Origin of the sequence: Reyranella sp., from assembly GCF_965228225.1 — a bacterium.
Classification (GTDB): domain Bacteria; phylum Pseudomonadota; class Alphaproteobacteria; order Reyranellales; family Reyranellaceae; genus Reyranella.
On record NZ_OZ245801.1, the window covers coordinates 2,658,992 to 2,678,155 of the forward strand.

Annotated in this window: 23 protein-coding genes and 1 pseudogene; 12 read left to right on the forward strand and 12 right to left on the reverse strand. The window is 67.8% G+C overall.

Translation table 11 applies throughout. The annotated features are described in order from the left end of the window. Window positions 1-34: 34 nt before the first annotated feature. Window positions 35-943 carry a LysR family transcriptional regulator gene (locus ACO07K_RS12775; RefSeq protein WP_422036313.1) on the reverse strand — a complete coding sequence of 303 codons (909 nt, stop codon included), beginning with the start codon at window positions 941-943 and terminating at the stop codon, window positions 35-37. Between the two features lie 107 nt (window positions 944-1,050). On the opposite strand from ACO07K_RS12775, the pseudogene ACO07K_RS12780 reads away from it, so the two are divergent. Together ACO07K_RS12780 and ACO07K_RS12785 are read left to right on the forward strand one after the other, a co-directional pair. After that, window positions 1,051-1,155, forward strand: a pseudogene (locus ACO07K_RS12780) (DUF1127 domain-containing protein); the annotation flags it as partial. 27 nt (window positions 1,156-1,182) lie between these two features. Further along, window positions 1,183-1,713, forward strand: coding sequence for a GNAT family N-acetyltransferase (locus ACO07K_RS12785; RefSeq protein WP_422036656.1), 531 nt, complete (start codon window positions 1,183-1,185; stop codon window positions 1,711-1,713). 12 nt (window positions 1,714-1,725) lie between these two features. Here ACO07K_RS12785 and ACO07K_RS12790 read toward each other — a convergent pair whose 3' ends face one another. Next, complete coding sequence (locus tag ACO07K_RS12790; RefSeq protein WP_422036314.1) at window positions 1,726-2,568, reverse strand: amidohydrolase family protein; 843 nt, start codon at window positions 2,566-2,568, stop codon at window positions 1,726-1,728. Window positions 2,569-2,734: 166 nt separating this feature from the next. On the opposite strand from ACO07K_RS12790, the gene ACO07K_RS12795 reads away from it, so the two are divergent. From ACO07K_RS12795 to ACO07K_RS12805, 3 genes are read left to right on the forward strand one after another with little or no spacing between them, the layout of a single operon-like run. After that, entirely contained in the window at window positions 2,735-3,271 is a 537-nt protein-coding gene (locus ACO07K_RS12795; protein ID WP_422036315.1) for a VOC family protein, read from the forward strand. Then, entirely contained in the window at window positions 3,268-3,741 is a 474-nt protein-coding gene (locus ACO07K_RS12800) for a YbaK/EbsC family protein (protein ID WP_422036316.1), read from the forward strand. Before ACO07K_RS12795 ends, ACO07K_RS12800 begins: the two co-directional genes overlap by 4 nt. Continuing rightward, a complete protein-coding gene (locus ACO07K_RS12805; RefSeq protein WP_422036317.1) occupies window positions 3,738-4,427 on the forward strand; it encodes a substrate-binding domain-containing protein in 690 nt (229 codons plus the stop codon). The genes ACO07K_RS12800 and ACO07K_RS12805 overlap by 4 nt, the downstream gene beginning before the upstream one ends. A gap of 6 nt (window positions 4,428-4,433) precedes the next feature. Here ACO07K_RS12805 and ACO07K_RS12810 read toward each other — a convergent pair whose 3' ends face one another. Next, window positions 4,434-5,408 (reverse strand): aldo/keto reductase, encoded by a 975-nt coding sequence (locus ACO07K_RS12810; RefSeq protein ID WP_422036318.1) that lies wholly within the window; start codon window positions 5,406-5,408, stop codon window positions 4,434-4,436. 100 nt (window positions 5,409-5,508) lie between these two features. Here ACO07K_RS12810 and ACO07K_RS12815 point away from each other — a divergent pair, with 100 nt between their 5' ends. Next, window positions 5,509-6,201 (forward strand): TetR/AcrR family transcriptional regulator, encoded by a 693-nt coding sequence (locus ACO07K_RS12815; protein WP_422036319.1) that lies wholly within the window; start codon window positions 5,509-5,511, stop codon window positions 6,199-6,201. A 158-nt stretch (window positions 6,202-6,359) separates the two neighbouring features. Here ACO07K_RS12815 and ACO07K_RS12820 read toward each other — a convergent pair whose 3' ends face one another. Next, complete coding sequence (locus ACO07K_RS12820; protein WP_422036320.1) at window positions 6,360-6,806, reverse strand: VOC family protein; 447 nt, start codon at window positions 6,804-6,806, stop codon at window positions 6,360-6,362. Between the two features lie 156 nt (window positions 6,807-6,962). Between ACO07K_RS12820 and ACO07K_RS12825 the strand changes: the two genes are divergently transcribed. The 6 genes from ACO07K_RS12825 to ACO07K_RS12850 all read left to right on the forward strand — a co-directional run bounded on the left by ACO07K_RS12825 (window position 6,963) and on the right by ACO07K_RS12850 (window position 12,778). Then, window positions 6,963-8,207 (forward strand): acyl-CoA dehydrogenase family protein, encoded by a 1,245-nt coding sequence (locus ACO07K_RS12825; protein ID WP_422036321.1) that lies wholly within the window; start codon window positions 6,963-6,965, stop codon window positions 8,205-8,207. Between the two features lie 47 nt (window positions 8,208-8,254). Further along, window positions 8,255-9,391, forward strand: a complete 1,137-nt coding sequence (locus tag ACO07K_RS12830) for an ABC transporter substrate-binding protein (protein WP_422036322.1) — start codon at window positions 8,255-8,257, stop codon at window positions 9,389-9,391. Between the two features lie 70 nt (window positions 9,392-9,461). Then, the gene (locus ACO07K_RS12835; protein WP_422036323.1) at window positions 9,462-10,349 is read left to right on the forward strand and encodes a branched-chain amino acid ABC transporter permease; all 888 of its coding nucleotides are present in this window, start codon (window positions 9,462-9,464) and stop codon (window positions 10,347-10,349) included. Window positions 10,350-10,353: 4 nt separating this feature from the next. Further along, the gene (locus ACO07K_RS12840; protein ID WP_422036324.1) at window positions 10,354-11,307 is read left to right on the forward strand and encodes a branched-chain amino acid ABC transporter permease; all 954 of its coding nucleotides are present in this window, start codon (window positions 10,354-10,356) and stop codon (window positions 11,305-11,307) included. Continuing rightward, a complete protein-coding gene (locus ACO07K_RS12845) occupies window positions 11,300-12,058 on the forward strand; it encodes an ABC transporter ATP-binding protein (protein WP_422036325.1) in 759 nt (252 codons plus the stop codon). The genes ACO07K_RS12840 and ACO07K_RS12845 overlap by 8 nt, the downstream gene beginning before the upstream one ends. 3 nt (window positions 12,059-12,061) lie before the next feature. Further along, on the forward strand, window positions 12,062-12,778 hold the full coding sequence (locus tag ACO07K_RS12850; protein WP_422013276.1) for an ABC transporter ATP-binding protein: 717 nt from the start codon (window positions 12,062-12,064) through the stop codon (window positions 12,776-12,778). A gap of 11 nt (window positions 12,779-12,789) precedes the next feature. Here the strand turns inward: ACO07K_RS12850 and ACO07K_RS12855 are convergent, their stop codons facing one another. The 8 genes from ACO07K_RS12855 to prfB form a co-directional block, all read right to left on the reverse strand. Then, window positions 12,790-13,506, reverse strand: a complete 717-nt coding sequence (locus ACO07K_RS12855; RefSeq protein ID WP_422036326.1) for a DUF7168 domain-containing protein — start codon at window positions 13,504-13,506, stop codon at window positions 12,790-12,792. Beyond that, complete coding sequence (locus ACO07K_RS12860) at window positions 13,503-13,775, reverse strand: hypothetical protein (protein ID WP_422036327.1); 273 nt, start codon at window positions 13,773-13,775, stop codon at window positions 13,503-13,505. The genes ACO07K_RS12855 and ACO07K_RS12860 overlap by 4 nt, the downstream gene beginning before the upstream one ends. Beyond that, entirely contained in the window at window positions 13,775-14,734 is a 960-nt protein-coding gene (locus ACO07K_RS12865) for a hypothetical protein (RefSeq protein WP_422036328.1), read from the reverse strand. Before ACO07K_RS12865 ends, ACO07K_RS12860 begins: the two co-directional genes overlap by 1 nt. Before the next feature lie 97 nt (window positions 14,735-14,831). Next, window positions 14,832-15,053, reverse strand: coding sequence for a KTSC domain-containing protein (locus ACO07K_RS12870; protein WP_422036329.1), 222 nt, complete (start codon window positions 15,051-15,053; stop codon window positions 14,832-14,834). A gap of 46 nt (window positions 15,054-15,099) precedes the next feature. Further along, the gene (locus tag ACO07K_RS12875; protein WP_422036330.1) at window positions 15,100-16,257 is read right to left on the reverse strand and encodes an MFS transporter; all 1,158 of its coding nucleotides are present in this window, start codon (window positions 16,255-16,257) and stop codon (window positions 15,100-15,102) included. A gap of 77 nt (window positions 16,258-16,334) precedes the next feature. After that, window positions 16,335-17,639, reverse strand: coding sequence for an NtaA/DmoA family FMN-dependent monooxygenase (locus ACO07K_RS12880; protein ID WP_422036331.1), 1,305 nt, complete (start codon window positions 17,637-17,639; stop codon window positions 16,335-16,337). A 160-nt stretch (window positions 17,640-17,799) separates the two neighbouring features. Next, window positions 17,800-18,009: a hypothetical protein gene (locus ACO07K_RS12885; protein WP_422036332.1), complete on the reverse strand. Its 210-nt coding sequence runs from the start codon at window positions 18,007-18,009 to the stop codon at window positions 17,800-17,802. A 16-nt stretch (window positions 18,010-18,025) separates the two neighbouring features. Next, window positions 18,026-19,148, reverse strand: a protein-coding gene (gene prfB, locus ACO07K_RS12890; protein WP_422036333.1) for a peptide chain release factor 2 whose coding sequence is annotated in 2 segments (ribosomal slippage) — window positions 18,026-19,078 and window positions 19,080-19,148 — 1,122 coding nt in all. Because the reading frame shifts where the segments join, the coding sequence is not laid out codon by codon here. Window positions 19,149-19,164 lie beyond the last annotated feature (16 nt).

The window sequence follows — 19,164 nt, forward strand, 5'->3', positions numbered from 1 at the left end:
TATTTGCCGGGACTCTAACTTTTTTGACGGCCCGCTAGCCGCCGCTTTGGGGCCCCATGCGTTTCAGGGTCTTCAGCGCCCGGATCGTCTCGCGCAGGCCGAGATGCAGGACCTTGTCGCGCCGCATCACGATGGCGAGCTTGCGATAGAGTCGCGGCGAGAGCGGCCGCACGACGAGGTTGGCGCGGTCGGCCGCCTCGCGCACGGCGACCGCCGGCAGGATGGCGCAGCCCAGCCCCGCTTCCACCAGCCGCTTGATCGCCTCGACGCTGCCCAGCGCCATCTTGGGTTTCAGTTCGACACCGCCCTGGAAGAACCATTGATCGGCCACCACGCGCGTGTGTCCGCCGGGCTCGAACATGATCACCGGCAAACGGGCCAGGACCGCCGGCGTGACCCGGCGCGGCAGCGTCACGCCATCGCGCGCCGTCACCGCCACGAACTCGTCGTCGAGCAAGGGCGTCACCTCGAGGCCGCGGCCGCTCGCGGGCAGCGTCACCAGGCCGATATCGAGCGCATTGTCCTGCACGCCCTTCACGATGTCCGAGGTGTTGCCGGTGGCAATCGTGATCTCCAGCTCCGGCAGGCGGCGGCGCAGGTCGCGCAACAGCGGCGGCAGGCGGAAGATCGCCGCCGTGGCGCCGGTGCCGAGACGCACCCGTCCGACCTCGCCGCTCCCGAAGCGCGCCAACGATTCGAGCAGCGACGCCACGGCACCGTCGATCCGCGCCGCATGGTCCAGGAGTGCGCTGCCCGCCGCCGTCGGCATGGCGCGCCGACCCAGCCTCTCCAGCAGCCGCACCCCCAGGCGCTTCTCGAGCTGGCCGATCTGCTGGCTGATCGCCGGCTGGGTCAGGTTGAGATGCGACGCCGCGGCCGAGAAGGAGCCCAGCCGCACGACCTCGGTGAAGGCATGGACATGATCGAGATTGAGGCCGCGCATCTCAAATTCCTACTTATGCTTTTCATAAGATAACAAGATTTTCCTTATGCCTCCAACCGCAGCAGGATGCGCCCATGTCGCTTCGCAACGGGTTTGGAGACATCGTCATGGAGATCGGTCGCTATATCGGCGGCTCGCCCTGGTCGCGCCTCCGCCAGCGCGAGGCGCTGCGCAATCTGGACGACCGGCTGCTGTCGGACATCGGCCTGTCGCGCGGGCAGGTTCTATCGGGAGGAACGATGATGAGGTCGGCGGTCGATGTTCGCGACGCCCGCGAAGGCGACATGCGCTTCGTGCAGGAAATCTACGCCCACCACGTGCGGCACGGGCTGGCGAGCTTCGAGGAAGAAGCGCCCAGCGTCTCAGAGATGATCGGCCGCCGCGAAACTGTGCTGGCGCTCGGGCTGCCCTATCTGGTGGCCGAGTTGGACGGCCGCATCGTGGGCTACAGCTATGCCTCGCTCTACCGCCCGCGCCCGGCCTATCGGCACACGATCGAGGACTCGGTCTATGTCCGCGACGGCTTCGCCGGCAACGGCATCGGCCGCGAGCTGCTGGCCGAATTGATCGAGCGCTGCGAGAGCGGCCCCTGGCGCCAGATGCTCGCCGTCATCGGCGACAGCGCCAATGCAGGCTCGATCGGCCTGCATGGCAGCCAGGGTTTCCGCCCGATCGGCAAGCTCAATGCCGTCGGCTTCAAGTTCGGCCGCTGGGTCGATTCGATTTTGATGCAGCGGCCTCTCGGGAAGGGCGACCTGACCCTTCCCTGAAGCCCGACGCTCCTACTTCTTCGACGGCGACCAGCCGTAGATCTTCTGCAGCGAGCCGCCCATCAGGATTTCACGATCGCTGTCGGACAGGCGGTCGGTGACGCGGAAGGCGTCGACGCCTTCCTTGTAGGTGAGCAGCGCCACGGCGCGGGTCCAGTCGGTGCCCCACATGCAGCGATCCAGGGTAAAGGCATCGAAGATGCGGCCCAGCGGATCCCAGATGTCCTTGAAGGGGAACTTTTCGTGGCTGAGCGTGCAGGCGCCGGTGATCTTCACGACGACGTTCTTGTGCTCCGCCAGGGCCAGCAACTGCGGCAGCTCGTGCCACGGCTCCTTCGGGGCCGGCGGCGCCATCGGCTGTTCCAGGCCGAGATGATCGATTACCAGCGTCGTGTTCGGATTGCGCCTGGCGAGCTCGGCGACCTGCGGCAGGCGACCGCGTGCCATCAGGTTGACCGGCAGGTCGTGCTTGGCCGCGGCGGCCAGCACGCGGTTGATGCCGGGGTCGGCCGCGTCGGTCGAAATCTCCGGCGTGAACATGATGCGGATGGCGACCGTGCCGTCCATCGCCGCCCAGTCGGCGATCGTGCCTTCGACCGCGGGATCGTTGGCATTGACCGGCTTGATGACGCCGAACCGGCCGGGATGCGCCTTCTGCACGCCGACCGCATAGCTCTCGTCCCAGCGGTACATCGTGTAGACCGAGACCAGGAGCGCGCCGTCGACACCGACGGAATCCATCGCCTTGATCATGTCCTCGGCGGTGACCTCGGGCGGGCCTGCCAGCACGGCCGTCCACGGGCGGCCCGGGTGATTGCGCTCGTAGCAGTGAACCTGGGCGTCGATCGTCGGCATGCGTTTCTCCCGTGGTGAGTTGGCGGACGGTACCGCCGCCTCCGCATTTGTCATGGGAATTCGGGCCGCCCCTTCACCATGCGGTACGATTCCCACAGCGCGATTCAGGCATCGATCCCGTAAGACTCGACGCCACGCTCACCCCTCTCCGCAGGAGGATGTTGCAATGGCCGTCAAGGGCAAGCAGTCGGTCGGACAGATCGGCATCAGCCTCATCGTTCAGGACGTGGCCGCCGCCGCCGACTTCTATCGCGACGTGATCGGCGCCGAGGAGATCCGGCGCAGCTTCTCGCACAACCCCGGCGAAGCGCCGGGTCCGGAACCGCTCGGTGCCGAGTTCTGGCTCGCCGGGGCCTGGTTGATCGTGACGAAGGAAAATCCGCGCTGGCGCGAGGCGCCCCGGACCGACTGGCCACGCTCGCCCCTCTCCGCCGGAGCCTCCTCGGGTTTCCTGCTCGTCTATGTCGACGACGTGGACGATGTGTTCGCCCGCGCCCTGGCCGCCGGCGCGACATCTCTTGCCCCGGGTCAAGGTCCCGAAGAGACCTACTGGGGCGATAAGGTCGTGCGCATCATCGATCCCTTTGGTCATGGCTGGGTCCTCCAGAGCAGGCTCGAGGACGTTGCAGAGGCCAATCTGGCCACGCGCTTCGAAGCCCAGCGCGACCGCCTCCGCGCCAGCCGCGCCGCGCAGCCGGCATGACCGTCGAGGCCGTGCGCGCCTTCCTGTCGGCGCATGCCCCCGATCTCGAGGTCGTCGAGCTGGAGGCCAGCACCGCCACCGTCGAGATGGCGGCACGGGGCCACGGCGTCGCGCCCGCACAGATCGCCAAGACGCTGTCGCTGCGCATCAAGGACCGCGCGCTGCTGATCGTGACGTGCGGCGATGCGCGGCTGAACAATCGCAAGATCAAGGACGTGCTGGGCGGCAAGCCGCGCATGCTGGGCGCCGACGAGGTGGTCTCCCTCACGGGCCATCCGGTGGGCGGTGTGTGCCCGTTCGGCCTGGCGACGCCGCTCCCGGTCTATTGCGACGTCTCGCTGAAGGAATTCGACGAAGTCGTACCCGCCGCCGGCTCGATCAACTCGGCCGTCCGCATCGCGCCGGAGCGCATGGCTGCCCTCGTGAACGCCGAATGGATCGACGTCTGCGACCGACCGGGGTCTGCATGAAGCTCTTCAGCGCGATTGCCGTCCAGGGCGTCGTCGAGCCGCTGATCCCCAGCTTCGAGCAGGCGCACGGCTGCAGGCTCGACGTCACCTGGGCCACGGCGCCCCTGCTCCTGAAGCGGCTGCAGGCCGGTGAGAAGGCCGACGCGCTGATCCTCAACCGTGCGGTCACCGACACGCTGCTTGCCTCCGGCGGCATCGTCGCCGGGTCCGATGCCGCGATCGCCAGCTCCGCCACGGCCATCGCGGTGCGAGCGGGCGCGCCGAAGCCCGACATTTCCACGCCGGATGCCTTGAAGCGCACGCTGCTGGAGGCCAGGGCGATCTCCTACACCGATCCCGCGGCCGGCGGCGCGAGCGGCATCTACTTCGCGACGCTGCTGGAGAGGATGGGCATCGCCGCAGAGATCAACGCCAAGACGAAATTCCCGCCACCCTCGGGCTACTCGGCCATGTTCCTGCCGACCGGCGAGGCCGACCTCGCGGTCCAGCAGGTGCCGGAACTGCTGCATGTTCCCGGCGTCGAGATCGTCGGGCCCCTGCCCGGCGATCTGCACATGGTCACGGTGTTCGTGGCCGGCATTCCAGCCGACAGCGCCCAGCCGGTGTTGGCCAGGGCGCTGATCGAGAGGTTGCGCACGCCCGAAGCGAAGGCCCTCTTCCGCGCAAGAGGCCTCGAGCCGGGCTGAGCCTTCTCAGGCCTTCACGACCTTCTGCTCTTCCAGCCGATCGGTGGCCGGCGGCGGCGTGCGCGAGAGGTCGGCAATTTCGGCGCGCAGCTCCGGCGTCATGTCGACGTTCACTGAGGCCAGCGAATCCTTGAGCTGGTCGAGATTGCGCGCGCCGATGATGGGCGCGGTGATGGCGGGATGCGCCCCCACCCAGGCGATGGCCGCGCTGACCGGATGCAGCCCCTTCTGCTGGCAGAGCGCGACGTACTTCTCGGCCGTCTCGAAGGCCCATTCCTCGCCGTAGCGCGCCTCGTACATCTTGTTGGTCTTGAGCCGGCCGGAGGCCTGTCCGAAATACTTGCCCGACAGGAGACCGGCGGCCGCCGGACTGTACGGGATGACGCCGATTCCGTTGGCCGCCGCCATCGGCAGCAACTCGACCTCGGCCTGGCGCTTCACCAGATTGTACATCGGCTGGATGACCTGCAGGCGCGCCCAGTCGTTGCGCTCCTGGATGTCGACGGCGCGCTGGGTCTGCCAGGCCGACCAGTTGCTGACCGCCGGATAGATCACCTTGCCCGAGCGCACGAGGTCCTCGAGGCCGCGCATCATCTCGTCGATCGGCGTCACCGTGTCGAAGCGATGCAGGAACAGCACGTCGATCCGGTCGGTCTGCAGGCGGCGCAGGCTCGCCTCCACGGCCTGCACGACGTGGCGGCGGTTGGCGCCGCCCGCGTTCACGTCGGGGCCGGTCTTGTTGAAGCACTTGGTGCTGATCACCAGGTCGTTGCGATGATCCTTCGCCAGCCGGCCCAGGATCTCCTCGGACTTGCCCTTGTTGTACTCGTTGGCCGTGTCGAAGAAGTTGATGCCGGCGTCGCGCACCGCCTTGTACATCGAAGCCGAAGTGGCCTCGTCGGCGTCGCCGCCGAAGGACATGGTGCCGAAGCAGAGTTGCGAGACGTGGATGCCGGTGCGGCCGAGGAGCTTGGTTTTCATGACTGCTTTCTAGCATGCGGCGACAAGTTTCTGCAGCCGGCATGGAAAACCATCCCGCTTGCCCTTATGAGATGCCCGACGATTTCGAGCAGGGTGTGTCGTGGCGAGAAAGACAATCGTAAAGAAGCCGAAGCCCGCCGCGCCGCGGCGCAAGAAGGCCAGCCGTCCCAACCTCCCAGAACGCATTCTCGACGTCGCCGAGGAACTGTTCGGGCGTGTCGGCTATGGCGGCGCGACCACCCGGGCGATCGCCAGCCGGGCCCGCGTGAACGTGGGACAACTGCACTACTACTTCGAGTCCAAGCGCGCGATCTTCGAGGCGGTGGTGGCGCGGCACGGCAAGGAAGTGACCGAGCGGCGGCGTCAGCTGCTGCTGGAGGCCAAGGCCCGCCATCCGCGCGGCATCGTCCCGCTCGACGTGCTGGTCGATGCGCTGGTCCGTCCCCTGCTGATGGCCGAGCCGCGGGCCGGCGGGCGCCGGGCGTCGATGCAGATGCACGCGCGCCTGTTCACCGATCCCGACGATACCGCCAGCCTCGTGCGCGCCGGCATCTACGACGAGACCAACGCGCTCTATGTCGACGCCATCCGGCGCGCTTTGCCGAAGATCCCGGCGAAGACGCTCTACTGGCGCTACTATTTCATGATGGGCGCCTACGTCTGGACCCTGCTGCAGCCCGGCCGCCTGGAGGCCATCTCCCAGGGCCGCTGCGATCCTGCGGACATGGAAACCGCCATCCGCGAGATCGTTCCCTTCGTCTGCGCGGGACTCGCCGCGCCGGTCGGGCGTTAGACCGGCTAACTCAAAAACGACCTCACCCTGAGGAGCATCGCGCAGCGATGCGTCTCGAAGGGCGGGAACGCGCACCGTGTTCGTTGCCCATCCTTCGAGACGGCCCTTCGGGCCTCCTCAGGATGCGGTGCCGTGAAGCTACTCCAAGCCGAATAACTCTAAGCCGTCTTCACGCGGCTCTTCAGGCGGCAGCGGCATTTGTCGTACTGGTGGAGCTCCACCATGTTGCCGCACGGATCGTTGAGGAAGAGCTGTTCGGCGTCGGGGCCCGTCGCGCCCTTGAGCGACCAGTAGTCCGCCCCGAGACGATCGAGCTCGGCCTTGGTCTCGACGATGTTCTCGACGGCCAGCGCCACGTGCGGCACGGTCGGGTCCTTGCCCGGCCCTTGCGCGAAGCGCGACGGCAGGTCGCCGCCGATCAGGTGGATCTGCCCCACCTCGCCGATGTTGATCCACATGCCGGGAATGCCCGGGATCTCCGGCCGGCCCGTGTCATGCTCGAGGCCGAGCACGCCGCTGTAGAAATTCTTGAGGTCCTGGATCGTCTTGTCGTCGGCGTCGATCCGCACGCCCTGATGATGAAGTTCGAGCACCTTGATCGCCATCTCTGCTCCTCCCGAGCGCTGTCTGATTGACGCGAAGTATCGTGATCGCGCACCACGTGGTCAATCGACCAACAAATTAGGTCGCTTGACCTGAACGCGCGACACAAGCATCGTTGCGGCAAGAACAAGCGCCGCGGCGCCGGGAGGAAATTCGATATGCGGACCAAGCGGGCCGCCGACTGGACACCGTCGGCGACGTTGCCCAACACGCCGGTCTCGTTCACGGGCGTCACCTATCAAGAGATGCTCGACCGCGCCCGCGCGCTGGTGCCGGCGATCGCCGCGCGCGCCGGGGAATGCGAGAGACTGCGCCGCCTGCCCGACGACACCGAGCGCGACCTCCACCGCACCGGCCTGTTCCGGATGGTCCAGCCGGCGCGGGTCGGTGGCGCCGATCTCGATGTCGGCATCCTGGTCGAGACCTGCGCGGAGATCGCGCGTGTGTGCCCCTCGACCGCGTGGAACCTCGGCAATCTCAGCAGCCATCACTGGATGCTGGGCTATTTCCATCCCGAGGCGCAGGACGAGATCTGGGACGCCTCGCCCGACGTGCTGATCGCCACCTCGCTCGTCTTTCCGGCCGGGCGTGGCCGCAAGGTCGAGGGCGGCTACGAGGTCTCGGGCCGCTGGCCGCTCTCCTCCGGCGTCGACAATTCCGACTGGAACATGCTGGGTTTCATGGTGCGCGAGCGCGACGACGGTCCGCCCGTCGACCAGCGCTTCGCCCTGGTCCACCGCTCGCAGTACGAGATCATCGACACCTGGCATGCCGTCGGTCTCTCCGGCACCGGCTCGAACGACGTCGAGATAAAGAACCTCTTCGTCCCCGACGTGCGCACGATCTCGGCCTGGACGATGAACGGCAAGGCGCATGCCGGCTCGACGGTCAATCCCTCGCCCCTGTTCCGCCTGCCCATGCTGGCCCTCGGCCCCTACGTCCTGTCGGGCGTGATGCTGGGTTGCGCGCGCGGCGCCTATGAAACGGTGGTGGGCACGGCCCGCAAACGCAACGCCACGACGACCGGCCAGCCGGTGGGTGCCAGCCAGCCCGTCCAGATCAAGGTCGCCGAGGCGAGTGTCCGCATCGACACGGCCGAGATGCTGATGCGCCGCGCCTGCGAGCATGCGATGGCGGTGGCGCGCTCCGGCGCCGATGCGGCCCACGAAGACAAGCTGCGCTACCGGCGCGACGCCTTCTTCTCGGCCCGTCTCTGCCTCGAGTCCGTCGACATACTCATGGGCATCGCCGGATCGGGCGGGCTGCACCTCGCCGGTCCGGTGCAGCGCCTGTTCCGCGATGCGCACGCGGCCAACGCACACGTCATGTTCTCGACCGACGTTCAGGGTGCATTGTTCGGCCAACACGCACTCGGCATGGCCGGGCCGCCGCCGCTGCTCTGAACCGAGCGGCGGCCATAAAGAAGATCAACGACTGGGAGGAAACAAGAATGTCAAAGTCATCGTTCATCGCAGGACTGGTCGGCGCCACGGCGCTGGTCGGCCTGTCGGCCCTCGGCGTCCAGGCTCAGACCTCGGGCGAGCCCGTCAAGATCGGCGCGATCGTTTCCGCCACCGGCGCGGGCGCCGGTCTCGGCGTGCCCGAGCGCAACGGCCTGCTGCTGGCCGAGAAGGACATCAACGCCAAGGGCGGCATCAAGGGCCGTCCGATCAAGATCATCGTCGAGGACGACGCGTCCAATCCCGACACCGCGCTCAGCAAGGCCAACGACCTGATCTTCGGGCAGAAGGTCCAGGCGCTGCTCGGGCCCTCCCTCACCGCCAGCACCGTCGCGGTCGGCGGCGTGACCCACGCCAACAAGATCCCGCAGATCGCCTTCACCGGCATCGGCCCGGCGGTCGAGCGCGAACGCAAGTGCGTGGCGCACGTCCTGCCGCCGCAGCGGCTCAACGCGATGGCGCTGCTGGAATATGCCAAGAGCATCAAGGCCGCGAAGGTCGGCGTGCTGCATGACGCGGGTTACGGCAACGTCGTGATGGCCGAGCTGAAGCCGCTCGCCGACAAGTACGGCGTGAAGCTGGTCGCGATCGAGAAGTTCGAGATCGGCGCCACCGACACCACCACCCAGGCGGCCAAGGTCAAGGCCGCCCAGCCCGATGCCGTGTTCATCATCGCCACCTCGGCGACGCCGTTCCGCAACGTCAAGCAGATCCAGATCGCCCAGCCCGTGGTCGCCGCGATCGGCTCGTCGTCCTACGAGTACGTGAACGCGATGGGACCGGCCGCCGACAACATCGTGATCCCCGAATTCGTGGTCGGCGAAGACCCGCTGCCGCACCAGAAGGATTTCGTCGAGCTCTACAAGAAGACCTACAATTCGACGCCGAAGAACTACGAGGCGGCGGCCTGGGATGCGGCCCACATCATCGCCGCGGCGCTCAACAAGGCCGGCGCCGACGCCACCGGCGAGAAGCTGTGCGAGGCCATGAAGGCGCCCTACAGCGGCGTGCTGGCCAACTACGACTTCTCGGCCGACGACATGACGGGCATTCCGATCTCGAGCTTCATCTTCTCGAAGCTGGTCGGCGGCAAGTACACCCGCACGCCCTTCCGCGTCGCCCAGTAGCGGTCCCGGCGGCGCAGGTCCCCCACGCGGGCCCTGCGCCGCGCCTTCTTTCGCGCGGAAACATCATTCCATGACCCTGAGCCTGGTCCTGCAGGCCCTCTTCGCGGGCGTGACGAACGGCATCGTCTACGCGCTCGTCGGCATGGGCCTCTCCGCCATCTTCAAGGGCAGCCGCGTCATCAATGCCATGCAGGGCGAATTCGCCGTGATCGGCGCGATGACCACCGTGCTGCTGCTGACCAAGACGGGCTGGCCCTACCCGGCTGCCATCGCCGGCGGCGCGGTCTCGGGTGCCCTGGTCGGCGCCTTCATCGAGGTCGCGTTCGTGCGCTACATGGCCAAGAAGAATGCGAGCGAGGACAGCTTCCTGCTGCTGACCATCGGTCTCGCCCTCACCCTGTCGGCCAGCGTGCTGTTCTTCATCGGCCGCGACGGCCACCTGCTCCCGCCGCTCGGCGGCGAGGGCGTGCTGATCATCCTCGATGCCGTCATCCAATTCCACGCGCTGTGGCTGATCGCCATCGGCATCGGCGCCACCCTGGCGCTGCGCGCCTTCTACCACCGCACCACGATCGGCCTGTCGATGATGGCGGCCTCGATCGACGCAGACGGCGCGGCCACCACCGGCATCAACGTCGCGCGCATGCGTACCTTCACCTTCGTGCTGGGCGGCCTGCTGGGCGCGCTGGGCGGCATCCTGGTGACGCCGCTGATCGGCGTCGACTACCAGCTCGGCCTCAATCTCACGCTCAAGGGCTTCGCCGCCGCCGTGCTGGGCGGGCTCACCAATCCGCTGGGCGCCGCCGTGGGCGGCCTCACGCTAGGTCTGGTCGAGTCGCTGGCCATCATCGGCATCTCGTCGAGCTACAAGGACGTCGTCGCCTTCTCCGTGCTCATCATCATCATGATCCTGATGCCGCAGGGCATCCTCGGCCGCGCCGGCCGGCGGGGAGGCTGAGCCCATGGCCCCGCGCACCCTCCTCTGGCTGGCCGTCGGCCTCGTCGTCTGGGCCGTCCTGCCCTTCGTCGTACCGCGTTACATGGCCGACCTGCTGGTGTTCACCGGCATCTACACGGTGGCCGGCCTCGGCATCGGCCTGCTGCTCGGCCATTGCGGTATCGTCAACCTGGCGCAGGCGACCTTCTACGGGCTCGGCGCCTATGCCAGCGCCTACTGCACCGTCATGATGGGCCTGCCCAGCGTCGTCGGCTTCCTCGCCGGCGCCGTCATCAGCATGACACTGGCCTATGTGATCGGCCGGCCCATCCTGCGACTCACCGGCTACTTCCTGGCGCTGGGCACGCTCGCCCTCAGCGCCATCGCCAGCGCGCTGTTCTTCGAATGGGACTGGCTGACCGGCGGCACGCTGGGCATCGGCGGCATCCCCAAGCTCGACCTGTTCGGCTTCCTGCTCGACCGGCCCTCGCGCTACTACTTCTTCGTCTGGATCGTGGCCTTCGCCTGCATGGCCGTGGCGCGCAACCTGGTCGACAGCCGCACCGGCCTGATGCTGCGGGCCATGCGCGATTCCAGCACCGCGGCGGCGGCCCTGTCGATCGACCTGCAGGCGCTGCGCACCAAGGTGTTCGTCGTCTGCGCCCTGTTCGGCAGCCTGGCCGGCAGCCTGTTTGCCCACCACGCCTCGTTTGTCAGCACGCAGAGCTTCACTGTCGACCGCTCGATCAGCTTCCTGCTGATCCCGGTGATCGGCGGCGCGACCTCGATCCCCGGCATCGTCGTCGGGGCGCTGTTCGTGACCTTCCTGCCCGAGCTGCTCAGCAAGCTGGGCGACATCCACCAGATCCTGTTCGGCCTGGCGCTGGTCGCCGTCGTCGTGCTGATGCCGGAGGGGCTGGTCGGCGCCTTCGGGAAGCTGCGCACCCGGCTCGCCCGCAAGGGAGGCGGCAATGGCTGAGCCCCTCCTCGCCCTCCGGGAAGTCGGTCATTCGTTCGGCGGCCTTTCCGTGCTGCGGTCCGTCACCTTCGACGTGCCCGAAGGCGGCATCATCGGCCTCATCGGGCCGAACGGCTCGGGCAAGACCACCTTGTTCAACATCGTGACCGGCTACATCCGCCCGCTGGCCGGCACCGTCACCTATCGTGGCGCCGTGCTGGGACGCGACACGATCCAGCAGCGCGGGCTTCACGGCCTCGTGCGCACCTTCCAGACGCCGCAGGTCTTCGAGCAGATGACAGTGCTGGAGAACGTCATGGTCGGCTGCACCAAGCTGACGCGCACCACCATGCTGCAGGACCTGCTGCGCACCCCGGCCGCGCGCGGCCAGATGCGCGAGATCCGCGAGCGCGCCGAGGCGGCCTGCGAGCGCTTCCACCTGACGGCCTTGCGCGACCTGCCGGCCGCCAGCCTGACCGCGGGCCAGCGCCGCATCCTCGAGATCGCCCGTGCCGTGGCCGGCGAGCCGCGGCTGCTGCTGCTCGACGAACCCTCCTCGGGCCTCAACGTCCAGGAGATCGACGATCTGCGCGACTGGATCGTGCGGCTGAACCAGGAAGGCATCACCATCCTGCTGGTGTCGCACGACATGGGCCTCATGACCGTCGCCCGCACCGTGCACACGCTCTATTTCGGCGAGATCATCGCCAGCGGCGACATGGCCGCCATCCAGCGCGACCCGCGGGTCCGCGAAGTCTATCTCGGGGTCTGAGCCGTGCTGGAAGTGACCTCCGTCTCCGCCGGCTACGGCGCCCTCACCGTCCTGCGCGACGTATCGCTCACGGTCGGCGACGGCGAGGCCGTGGCCCTGGTCGGCGCCAACGGCGCGGGCAAGACCACCCTCGTCCGCACCGTCTGCGGCCTGCTGCGCGCCCGCGGCGGCCGCATCGTCAAGAACGGCACCGACATCACCGCCACGCCGGCGCACGATCTGGCCAAACACGGGCTGGCCGTGGTGCTGGAGAACCGCCGCCTGTTCGGCGAACTGTCGGTGCGCGAGAACCTGATCCTGGCCGAGACGGTCGGCCGCAAGGTGCGCGGCGCCGACCTGCGCTTCTCCTGGGACGAGGTGACGGACCTGTTCCCCGTCGTGAAGGAACGCATGGCCTCGCCGGTCGAGCTGCTGAGCGGCGGCCAGCAGCAGATGGTGGCGATCGCCCGCGCACTGCTGCTGCAGCCCGACCTGCTGATCATGGACGAGCCCTCGACCGGCCTCGCCCCCAAGGTCGTGAAGGACATCCTGCTGGTCATCAAGGCGCTGCGCGAGCGCGGCATGGGCCTGCTGCTGATCGAGCAGAATGTCGGCATCGCCTCGGAGATCACCGACCGCGCCTACGTCATGTCGGTCGGCAGCATCGTCCACGAGATCGGCCCCGGCGAGTGGCAGTCCTTCCTAACCGACGAGCGGCTGGTGAAGGCCTATCTCGGCTGACCCGGCGGCCGCTACTTGCGGCGGATCGCCGGATTGAGCGGCACGGCGACGCCCGCGACTCCGCCGGCATCGTAGGCATCGGGTGAGATGAAGCGCCCCGGCCCGGCTTCGACGGTGCGCAGCTTCAGGCCGAGCTTCGCCAGTTCGGTCTCGACCACGGCGGCCTTCAGCACGACCAGCCCGCGGCCGCTGCTCTGGATCACGCCATCGCGCTCGGCCTTCATCGCCACCAGCCGGTCGGCGATGGACGCGCACATGCCCAGGGTGAAGGACGCGTTGGCGAGATGCCGCTCCTGGTGGCGGAAGCGCTTGTAGTCGGCCGAGACCTTGTAGCGGCCGAGCTCGGCCCGGACCGCGCCGTCGATCAGCTCGGTCAGGTAGTGCGCCACCTCGACATCGGCGGGCAGGCCGAAGAAGACGTAGCGCGCCTCGCCGGCCGCGTTCTTCTCGCGCCAGACGCGGCAATCGCAGAAGGCGGCGATGGCGCCGATGCATTCGTCGATCGGGATGCGCTTCTTCAGGTGAGTCTCGTAGACCCGCTCCTCGCACTGCGTCTCACGGATCTCGACGTCGCTCAAGGACAGCTCGTAGCGGTCGAGCAGCTCGGCGACCTTGGCTGCCGCCGCCAGCGCCTCGCCCTCGGTGCAGCCATTGTCGATCGTCTTGGCGCGCAACGCCTGGATGCGGCCTCGGAGCTTGTCGAAGGCCGAAGCGTCCGCCGTCGTCACGGCTGCACGACAGGTGGCGAGGGCGTCGTCGCGCGCTTGGCGCGAAAATGCCGGTACAGGGCGAAGGCGACGCCGATCGCCAGGCCCGGCAGCGCCGACATCACGCCGATCGACACCGCGCCCATCTCGCAGCCGCCCGAATCTCCCGGCCGGCCGCAGGAGGGATCGAAAGTGTGCGCCAGGGCCAGGACCGCCATCGTTACCACGATGGGTGTAACGACGAGTCCGAGCAGGCCGTAACCCAGGATCCGTCCGATGAGTCCGGCCATCAGCCGGTTACCCGGCGCGCGGCTTCCTCGAAGCGCTTGCGGCGCATCTCGACCCGCGGATCGTCCATGTCGGGGGCCCTCGGCTCGGGCACCCAGCCGTCGCGGCCGGGCACGTAGGCGCGATTGCTCTGCAGCGGATTGCGGTTGACCAGGGGCCGCGCATGCATCGGATGGCGCAGGCTGCGCACCTCGTGCTCGATCTCGAACAGCGCCTTGCCGGTGGCCGGATCGGCGATGTGCTGGAAACGGTACTGGTGCCGGTTGCTCTCCTCGGTCAGCAGGCCGCGCTCGACCAAGCCCTGATAAGGTCCGGAGAAATTCGCGACATAGACCTGAATGTGATGCCCGTCATAGGCCTCGGGCGCGGCATCGGTTTCGCGGAAGATCAGCTCCTGCCCGATGCCGACCGAGACGTGCGCGGCCGTCCCGGCGCCCGCCCTCTCCACGCGCGCGGCGGTCGAGAAGACCTCGCGATAGAAGCTCGCGATACCACCGGCCGTCCCGGGCGGCACGTCGAACTCGACATAGGCCATGCCCAGCGCCATGCCGTCGAAGCGCGCCGACGGATCGTGGCAAAGGATGCGGTTGCCCCAGGGACAGGTCGTCTCGACATGATCCTCGCGCTCGGCGAAGGCGAAGCGCGTGTCGCCCAGCAGGCTCTTCACCCGGTCGAGCCGCTGCAGCAGCGCCTCGCGGTCGGGGATCACGAGGCCCACCCGTCCGCGCAACCGTTGCGCCCGGGCCATCGTCGGCAAGTGGAACTGGCTGCGTCCGACATTGACCCACATATTGTCGATGCCGGTCATCATGGAGGGATCGCGCGTCAGGCCGAGGCCGCTGATGTAGAAGACGGTGGCCAGCCCCTGGTCGGCGACCCCGAGATTGACGTGCTCCAGCGCCACGACGTTGCCCACGTCCTCGGCGCTGCGGTCGTACTGTCTGACACCTGGCTCGTTCATGGCCTGCCCTCCTGAACCGATCCCGAGTATAGGGGCCGGAAGGCGTTCCCGACAGAAGGCAGGCTGAGCGACGCCAGACGTCAGGAGAGGCCAGGCCTCAGGAGAGGCCAGACTGGGGCTCCGCGCCGGTGCGCTCGAACGTGAAGTGATCGCGGATGTGCCGGTTGAAGAACTCGCCCTTCGAAAAGGCCGCCTTCATCGCCTCGTAGATTTCTTCCGGCACGTCGCGATAGGTGTAGCGGCGGCGCGACTGGAAGACGATGTCGAGCGCCCGCCGCCGGCGGTCGTAATGGTAGGAGCGGATGACGCTCGAGGGCATGCAAACACAACGCCGGACGCCCCGTCGAGGATGCTCGTGATGTCGCCTAGCGCGGCCGACTGATCCGGCGCCACAGGCCGAACAGGCCGACGCCGAAGGCCAGCGCCGCGCCGATGAGGAAGCCGCCGGCATAGCCTCCCGTCAGCGACAGGGCGGCGCTGAACAGCAGCGGCAGGACCAGCGCGCCGGCGTCGCCGAAGGCCAGCACCGCGCCCGTGGTCGCGCCGATCCGGCCGACGGGCGACAGCCGCGCCACCTCGGCCAGCAGCACGCCGTGCCAGCTCACGGCCGTGACGCTGAGCGCGGTGGCGATCGCTGCCGCGAGCCAGGTCGGCCAGTCGGGATCGATCGAGGCCGTGAGCACCGCGGCGGCGGCCATGCCGATACCGAGGAAGGCGAGCAGCGTTGCCGGCGCCACGAAACGCGAGGCGAGCCAGCCCCAGCCGATGCGCGCCGGAACCGCCACGGCAATTGCGATGGCGAAAACCTGTCCGGCGCGTTCGAGGTCGTAGCCCAGGCCGCGCACGAGGTAGAGCACGAAGAAGCCGGTGAACAGCGACTGCAGCCCGACGAAGCTGAACATCGCGACACACATCATGCGCAGCGCCGGATCGCGCAGGACGGAAACGACGTTGGCGCGGATATCGGCCGGCGAAAGCGGCTGCGCCGGATTGCGATCGGCGTCGAAGCCTGTGCGCAGCGGCTGCAGGGCCAGCACGATGAGGAAGCAGCTCAGCGCGATGACCAGCAGCGCCACCCGCCATCCGGCTTCGACCACGAGCACCGGTGCCACCACGCCGGCCAGCATCAGCCCGACCGGCACGCCGCACTGCTTGATCGAGAAGACCAGCGGCGCGAGGTGCCGCGGCGCCAGCCGCCCCAGCAGATGCGAACTCGACGGTGTCGAGACCGCCTGCCCCAGCCCGCCGATGAACGCTCCCGCCGCAAACAGCGGCAGCCAGCCCCCTGTGGTCAGGGCGAGCCCGATGCCCAGCGCGGCCATGCCGACCTGGGTCATGCGCACCGCGCCGTAGCGCAGGATGAAGCCGCCGCAGCCCAGGGTCGTGAGGAAGGCCGCCACCGACCCGATCGCGAGATAGACGCCAACCAGGGCCGCCTCGATGCCGAGATCGACCACGATGGCCGCCGCGATCAAGGGCACCGTCGACCGGCCCAGGGTTGCGAAGGTCTGCTGCACCGTCATGGCGCCGAGCGCGACGTAGAGAGGGTTGGCGATGAGGCAACTCCGGCGATGCGTCGATCGAGAGTGCCGTCCCGCCTTCAGAAAGCAAACAGATTGTCGCGGAAATGCGCGTGCGCGTACGCTGTGCGAACCAGCCCGCGCCGCTGCAGCTCCGGCACCAGCCCGTCGGTAATCTCCGAGACGTAACGACGGCTGAGCGGGCCGCTGAACATGAAGCCGTCGCCGCCCACCTGCTCCATCGCCTCTTCCATCACGTCGGCGACGCGCTGCGTCGTTCCGACCACCGGATGCTCGAAGCCGAAGCTGTAGTTGCTCGCCACTTCGCGCAGGGTGCGACCCTGGGCCAGGAAGCGCTTCAATGTCCCCTGCTGCCCGTTGGTCGTGAGCTCGGCCAGCGGCGCATCGAGATCGAAGGTCGAGAAGTCGATGTCGGTCAGGCTGCCCATCATGGCGAGCGTCACTTCCGGTGCGGCCTCGCGCTGCGCCTGCCGGCGTCGCACGCGATCCTGCGCCTCGGCGTCGGTCTCACCCAGGGTCGGTGCAACCACGAACAGCACCTTGCAGCTGTCGGGATCACGGCCTTCCGCCGCCAGGCGGTTGCGCATGTCGTCGCGGAACGCCTTCATCTCGGCGACCGTGCCGAGCGCCGCGATCACGATGTCCATGTGCCGGGCGGCGAAGGCCTTGCCCTGCGGCGAGCCGCCGGCCTGCACCAGCACCGGCCGGCCCTGCGGCGGTCGCGCCGTATTGAGAGGTCCGCGCGAGGAGAAGAAGCGTCCCCTGAAATCGATCGCACGGACCTTGACCGGATCGACGAAGGTCCCGCCCTTCTCGTCCATGACGACCGCGTCGGCGTCCCACGACGACCAGAGCTGCGTCGCGAGCTCGACGAACTCGTCGGCCATTTCGTAACGCAGGTCGTGTTCGAGATGCGCGTCGAGGCCGAAATTCTGCGCCGCTCGCTCCGCCGTCGAGGTCACGAAGTTGCAGCCGACGCGCCCGTTGGACATCAGGTCGAGCGTCGCGATCAGGCGCGCCAGCAGGAACGGCGGATAGAAGCTGGTGGAAATGGTCGGCACGATGCCGAGATGCCTCGTCGCCTGGGCGATCAGCGGGACCAGGGGCAGCGGATCGTTCTTCGGCGCGCGCAGGGCCCGCCTGAGATAGAAATCCATCGAGCCGCCGTAGTTGTCGGGGACGAAGACCGAATCCTCGAGCAGCAGGCAGTCGAAGCAGGCGCGCTCCAGCGCCTTCGCCAGTTCGATGTGAAGATCCGGCTGCGCCCAGTCGCGCGCATCGACGCCCGACCAGGGCTGGTTCCAGCCGTGCACGCCGAAACTGTTGCCGAGAAACCAGCCGAGATGGAACCGCGACGCTGCCAAGAATTTCCTCCGCCCTTGATCCCGGCGGAGATGCAATCGACGGACCAGCTAGGTTCGACGCAGTGAGATGGAATGGGAGCGCGCAACTCGTGTGGCGCCCAAGCTTCCTCGACCTGGCAAGGCTATGAGCGCCGCTGGAGCGGCGCGCTCCGAAGAAGCGTCAGACCTTGACCGTCATGTCGACGGTGCGCGCCTTGTGGGCGTAGAGGTCGATCTTGGACCACATGCGGGCGAGGGCCACGTCGTCGGCTTCCTTCTCGGTCGCGTAGGGCCCGTGCCAGGCGATCGTCTCGGGCACCGGCTTGTTCCAGTTGGCGCGGCGATCCTCGATCTCATACTCGGCTTCGAACACGAACCACATACCCGGCATACTCGGCTCCTGCTCTTTACGCGGCTTCCTTGTCCGTGCCCTCGCCCACACGGGCGGCGAGCGAGGCGGCCATGAATTCGTCGAGGTCGCCGTCAAGCACCTTCTGGGGGTCCGACCGCTCCACGTTGGTGCGCAGGTCCTTGACCATCTGGTAGGGCTGCAACACGTAGGAGCGGATCTGGTGGCCCCAGCCGATGTCGGTCTTGCTGGCCTCGGCCTCCAGGCGCTCGGCCTCGCGCTTCTGCAGCTCGACCTCGTAGAGGCGGGCCTTCAGCATCTGGATCGCCTTGGCACGGTTCTGGTGCTGCGAGCGCTCCTGCTGCACGGCCACGGCGATGCCGGTCGGCAGATGGGTGATGCGCACCGCGGAGTCGGTCTTGTTGACGTGCTGGCCGCCCGCGCCCGAGGCGCGGTAGGTGTCGACGCGGAGATCCTTGTCGACCAGCTCGATCTCGATGTTGTCGTCGACCTCGGGATAGACCCAGACCGAGGCGAACGAGGTCTGCCGCCGGGCATTGCCGTCGAACGGCGAGATGCGCACCAGCCGGTGCACGCCGCTCTCGGTCTTCAGCCAGCCATAGGCGTTGGGGCCTTCGACCTTGTAGGCGCACGACTTGATGCCGGCCTCTTCGCCCGCGCTCTCCTCGAGCCAGCTCACCTTGTAGCCGCGGCGCTCGGCCCAGCGGGTGTACATGCGGGCCAGCATCTCGGCCCAGTCCTGGGCCTCGGTGCCGCCGGCGCCGGCATTGATTTCGATATAGGCGTTGTTGGCGTCGGCCTCGCCGGAGAGAAGCGTCTCGAGACGCGCCGCCTTGGCCTCACCCGTGGCCTCGCGCAGCGCCTTCTCGCACTCGGCAATGGTGGCTTCGTCCTTCTCGGCCTCGGCCATCTCGATCAAACCGACATTGTCGTCGACTGCCGCGCGCAGACGCCTGATGGCACCGATCGATGTTTCGAGCTTGGTGCGCTCGCGCATCACCTTCTCGGCTTCCTTCGGATCGTTCCACAGCGCCGGATCCTCGGCGCGCGCGTTCAGTTCGTCGAGACGGACGACCGCACGGTCGTAGTCAAAGACGCCTCCTGAGGAGTTCGAGCGACTCCTCGATCTCGTTCACCATCGCTTGGGCTTCGGCGCGCATTACGGATCCGTTTCAA

Bases quoted from the DNA above. Each gene is read 5' to 3' on its own strand.
- ACO07K_RS12820 (WP_422036320.1), bottom strand. From the start codon at position 6,806: ATGGCGATCAAGGTGCTCGAACTTCATCATCAGGGCGTGCGGATCGAC.
- ACO07K_RS12800 (WP_422036316.1), top strand. From the start codon at position 3,268: ATGACCGTCGAGGCCGTGCGCGCCTTCCTGTCGGCGCATGCCCCCGAT.
- ACO07K_RS12790 (WP_422036314.1), bottom strand. From the start codon at position 2,568: ATGCCGACGATCGACGCCCAGGTTCACTGCTACGAGCGCAATCACCCG.
- ACO07K_RS12870 (WP_422036329.1), bottom strand. From the start codon at position 15,053: ATGCCCTCGAGCGTCATCCGCTCCTACCATTACGACCGCCGGCGGCGG.
- ACO07K_RS12875 (WP_422036330.1), bottom strand. From the start codon at position 16,257: ATGACGGTGCAGCAGACCTTCGCAACCCTGGGCCGGTCGACGGTGCCC.
- ACO07K_RS12785 (WP_422036656.1), top strand. From the start codon at position 1,183: ATGATGAGGTCGGCGGTCGATGTTCGCGACGCCCGCGAAGGCGACATG.
- ACO07K_RS12810 (WP_422036318.1), bottom strand. From the start codon at position 5,408: ATGAAAACCAAGCTCCTCGGCCGCACCGGCATCCACGTCTCGCAACTC.
- ACO07K_RS12835 (WP_422036323.1), top strand. From the start codon at position 9,462: ATGACCCTGAGCCTGGTCCTGCAGGCCCTCTTCGCGGGCGTGACGAAC.
- ACO07K_RS12830 (WP_422036322.1), top strand. From the start codon at position 8,255: ATGTCAAAGTCATCGTTCATCGCAGGACTGGTCGGCGCCACGGCGCTG.
- ACO07K_RS12860 (WP_422036327.1), bottom strand. From the start codon at position 13,775: ATGGCCGGACTCATCGGACGGATCCTGGGTTACGGCCTGCTCGGACTC.
- ACO07K_RS12805 (WP_422036317.1), top strand. From the start codon at position 3,738: ATGAAGCTCTTCAGCGCGATTGCCGTCCAGGGCGTCGTCGAGCCGCTG.
- ACO07K_RS12865 (WP_422036328.1), bottom strand. From the start codon at position 14,734: ATGAACGAGCCAGGTGTCAGACAGTACGACCGCAGCGCCGAGGACGTG.
- ACO07K_RS12825 (WP_422036321.1), top strand. From the start codon at position 6,963: ATGCGGACCAAGCGGGCCGCCGACTGGACACCGTCGGCGACGTTGCCC.
- ACO07K_RS12795 (WP_422036315.1), top strand. From the start codon at position 2,735: ATGGCCGTCAAGGGCAAGCAGTCGGTCGGACAGATCGGCATCAGCCTC.
- ACO07K_RS12775 (WP_422036313.1), bottom strand. From the start codon at position 943: ATGCGCGGCCTCAATCTCGATCATGTCCATGCCTTCACCGAGGTCGTG.
- ACO07K_RS12840 (WP_422036324.1), top strand. From the start codon at position 10,354: ATGGCCCCGCGCACCCTCCTCTGGCTGGCCGTCGGCCTCGTCGTCTGG.
- ACO07K_RS12845 (WP_422036325.1), top strand. From the start codon at position 11,300: ATGGCTGAGCCCCTCCTCGCCCTCCGGGAAGTCGGTCATTCGTTCGGC.
- ACO07K_RS12885 (WP_422036332.1), bottom strand. From the start codon at position 18,009: ATGCCGGGTATGTGGTTCGTGTTCGAAGCCGAGTATGAGATCGAGGAT.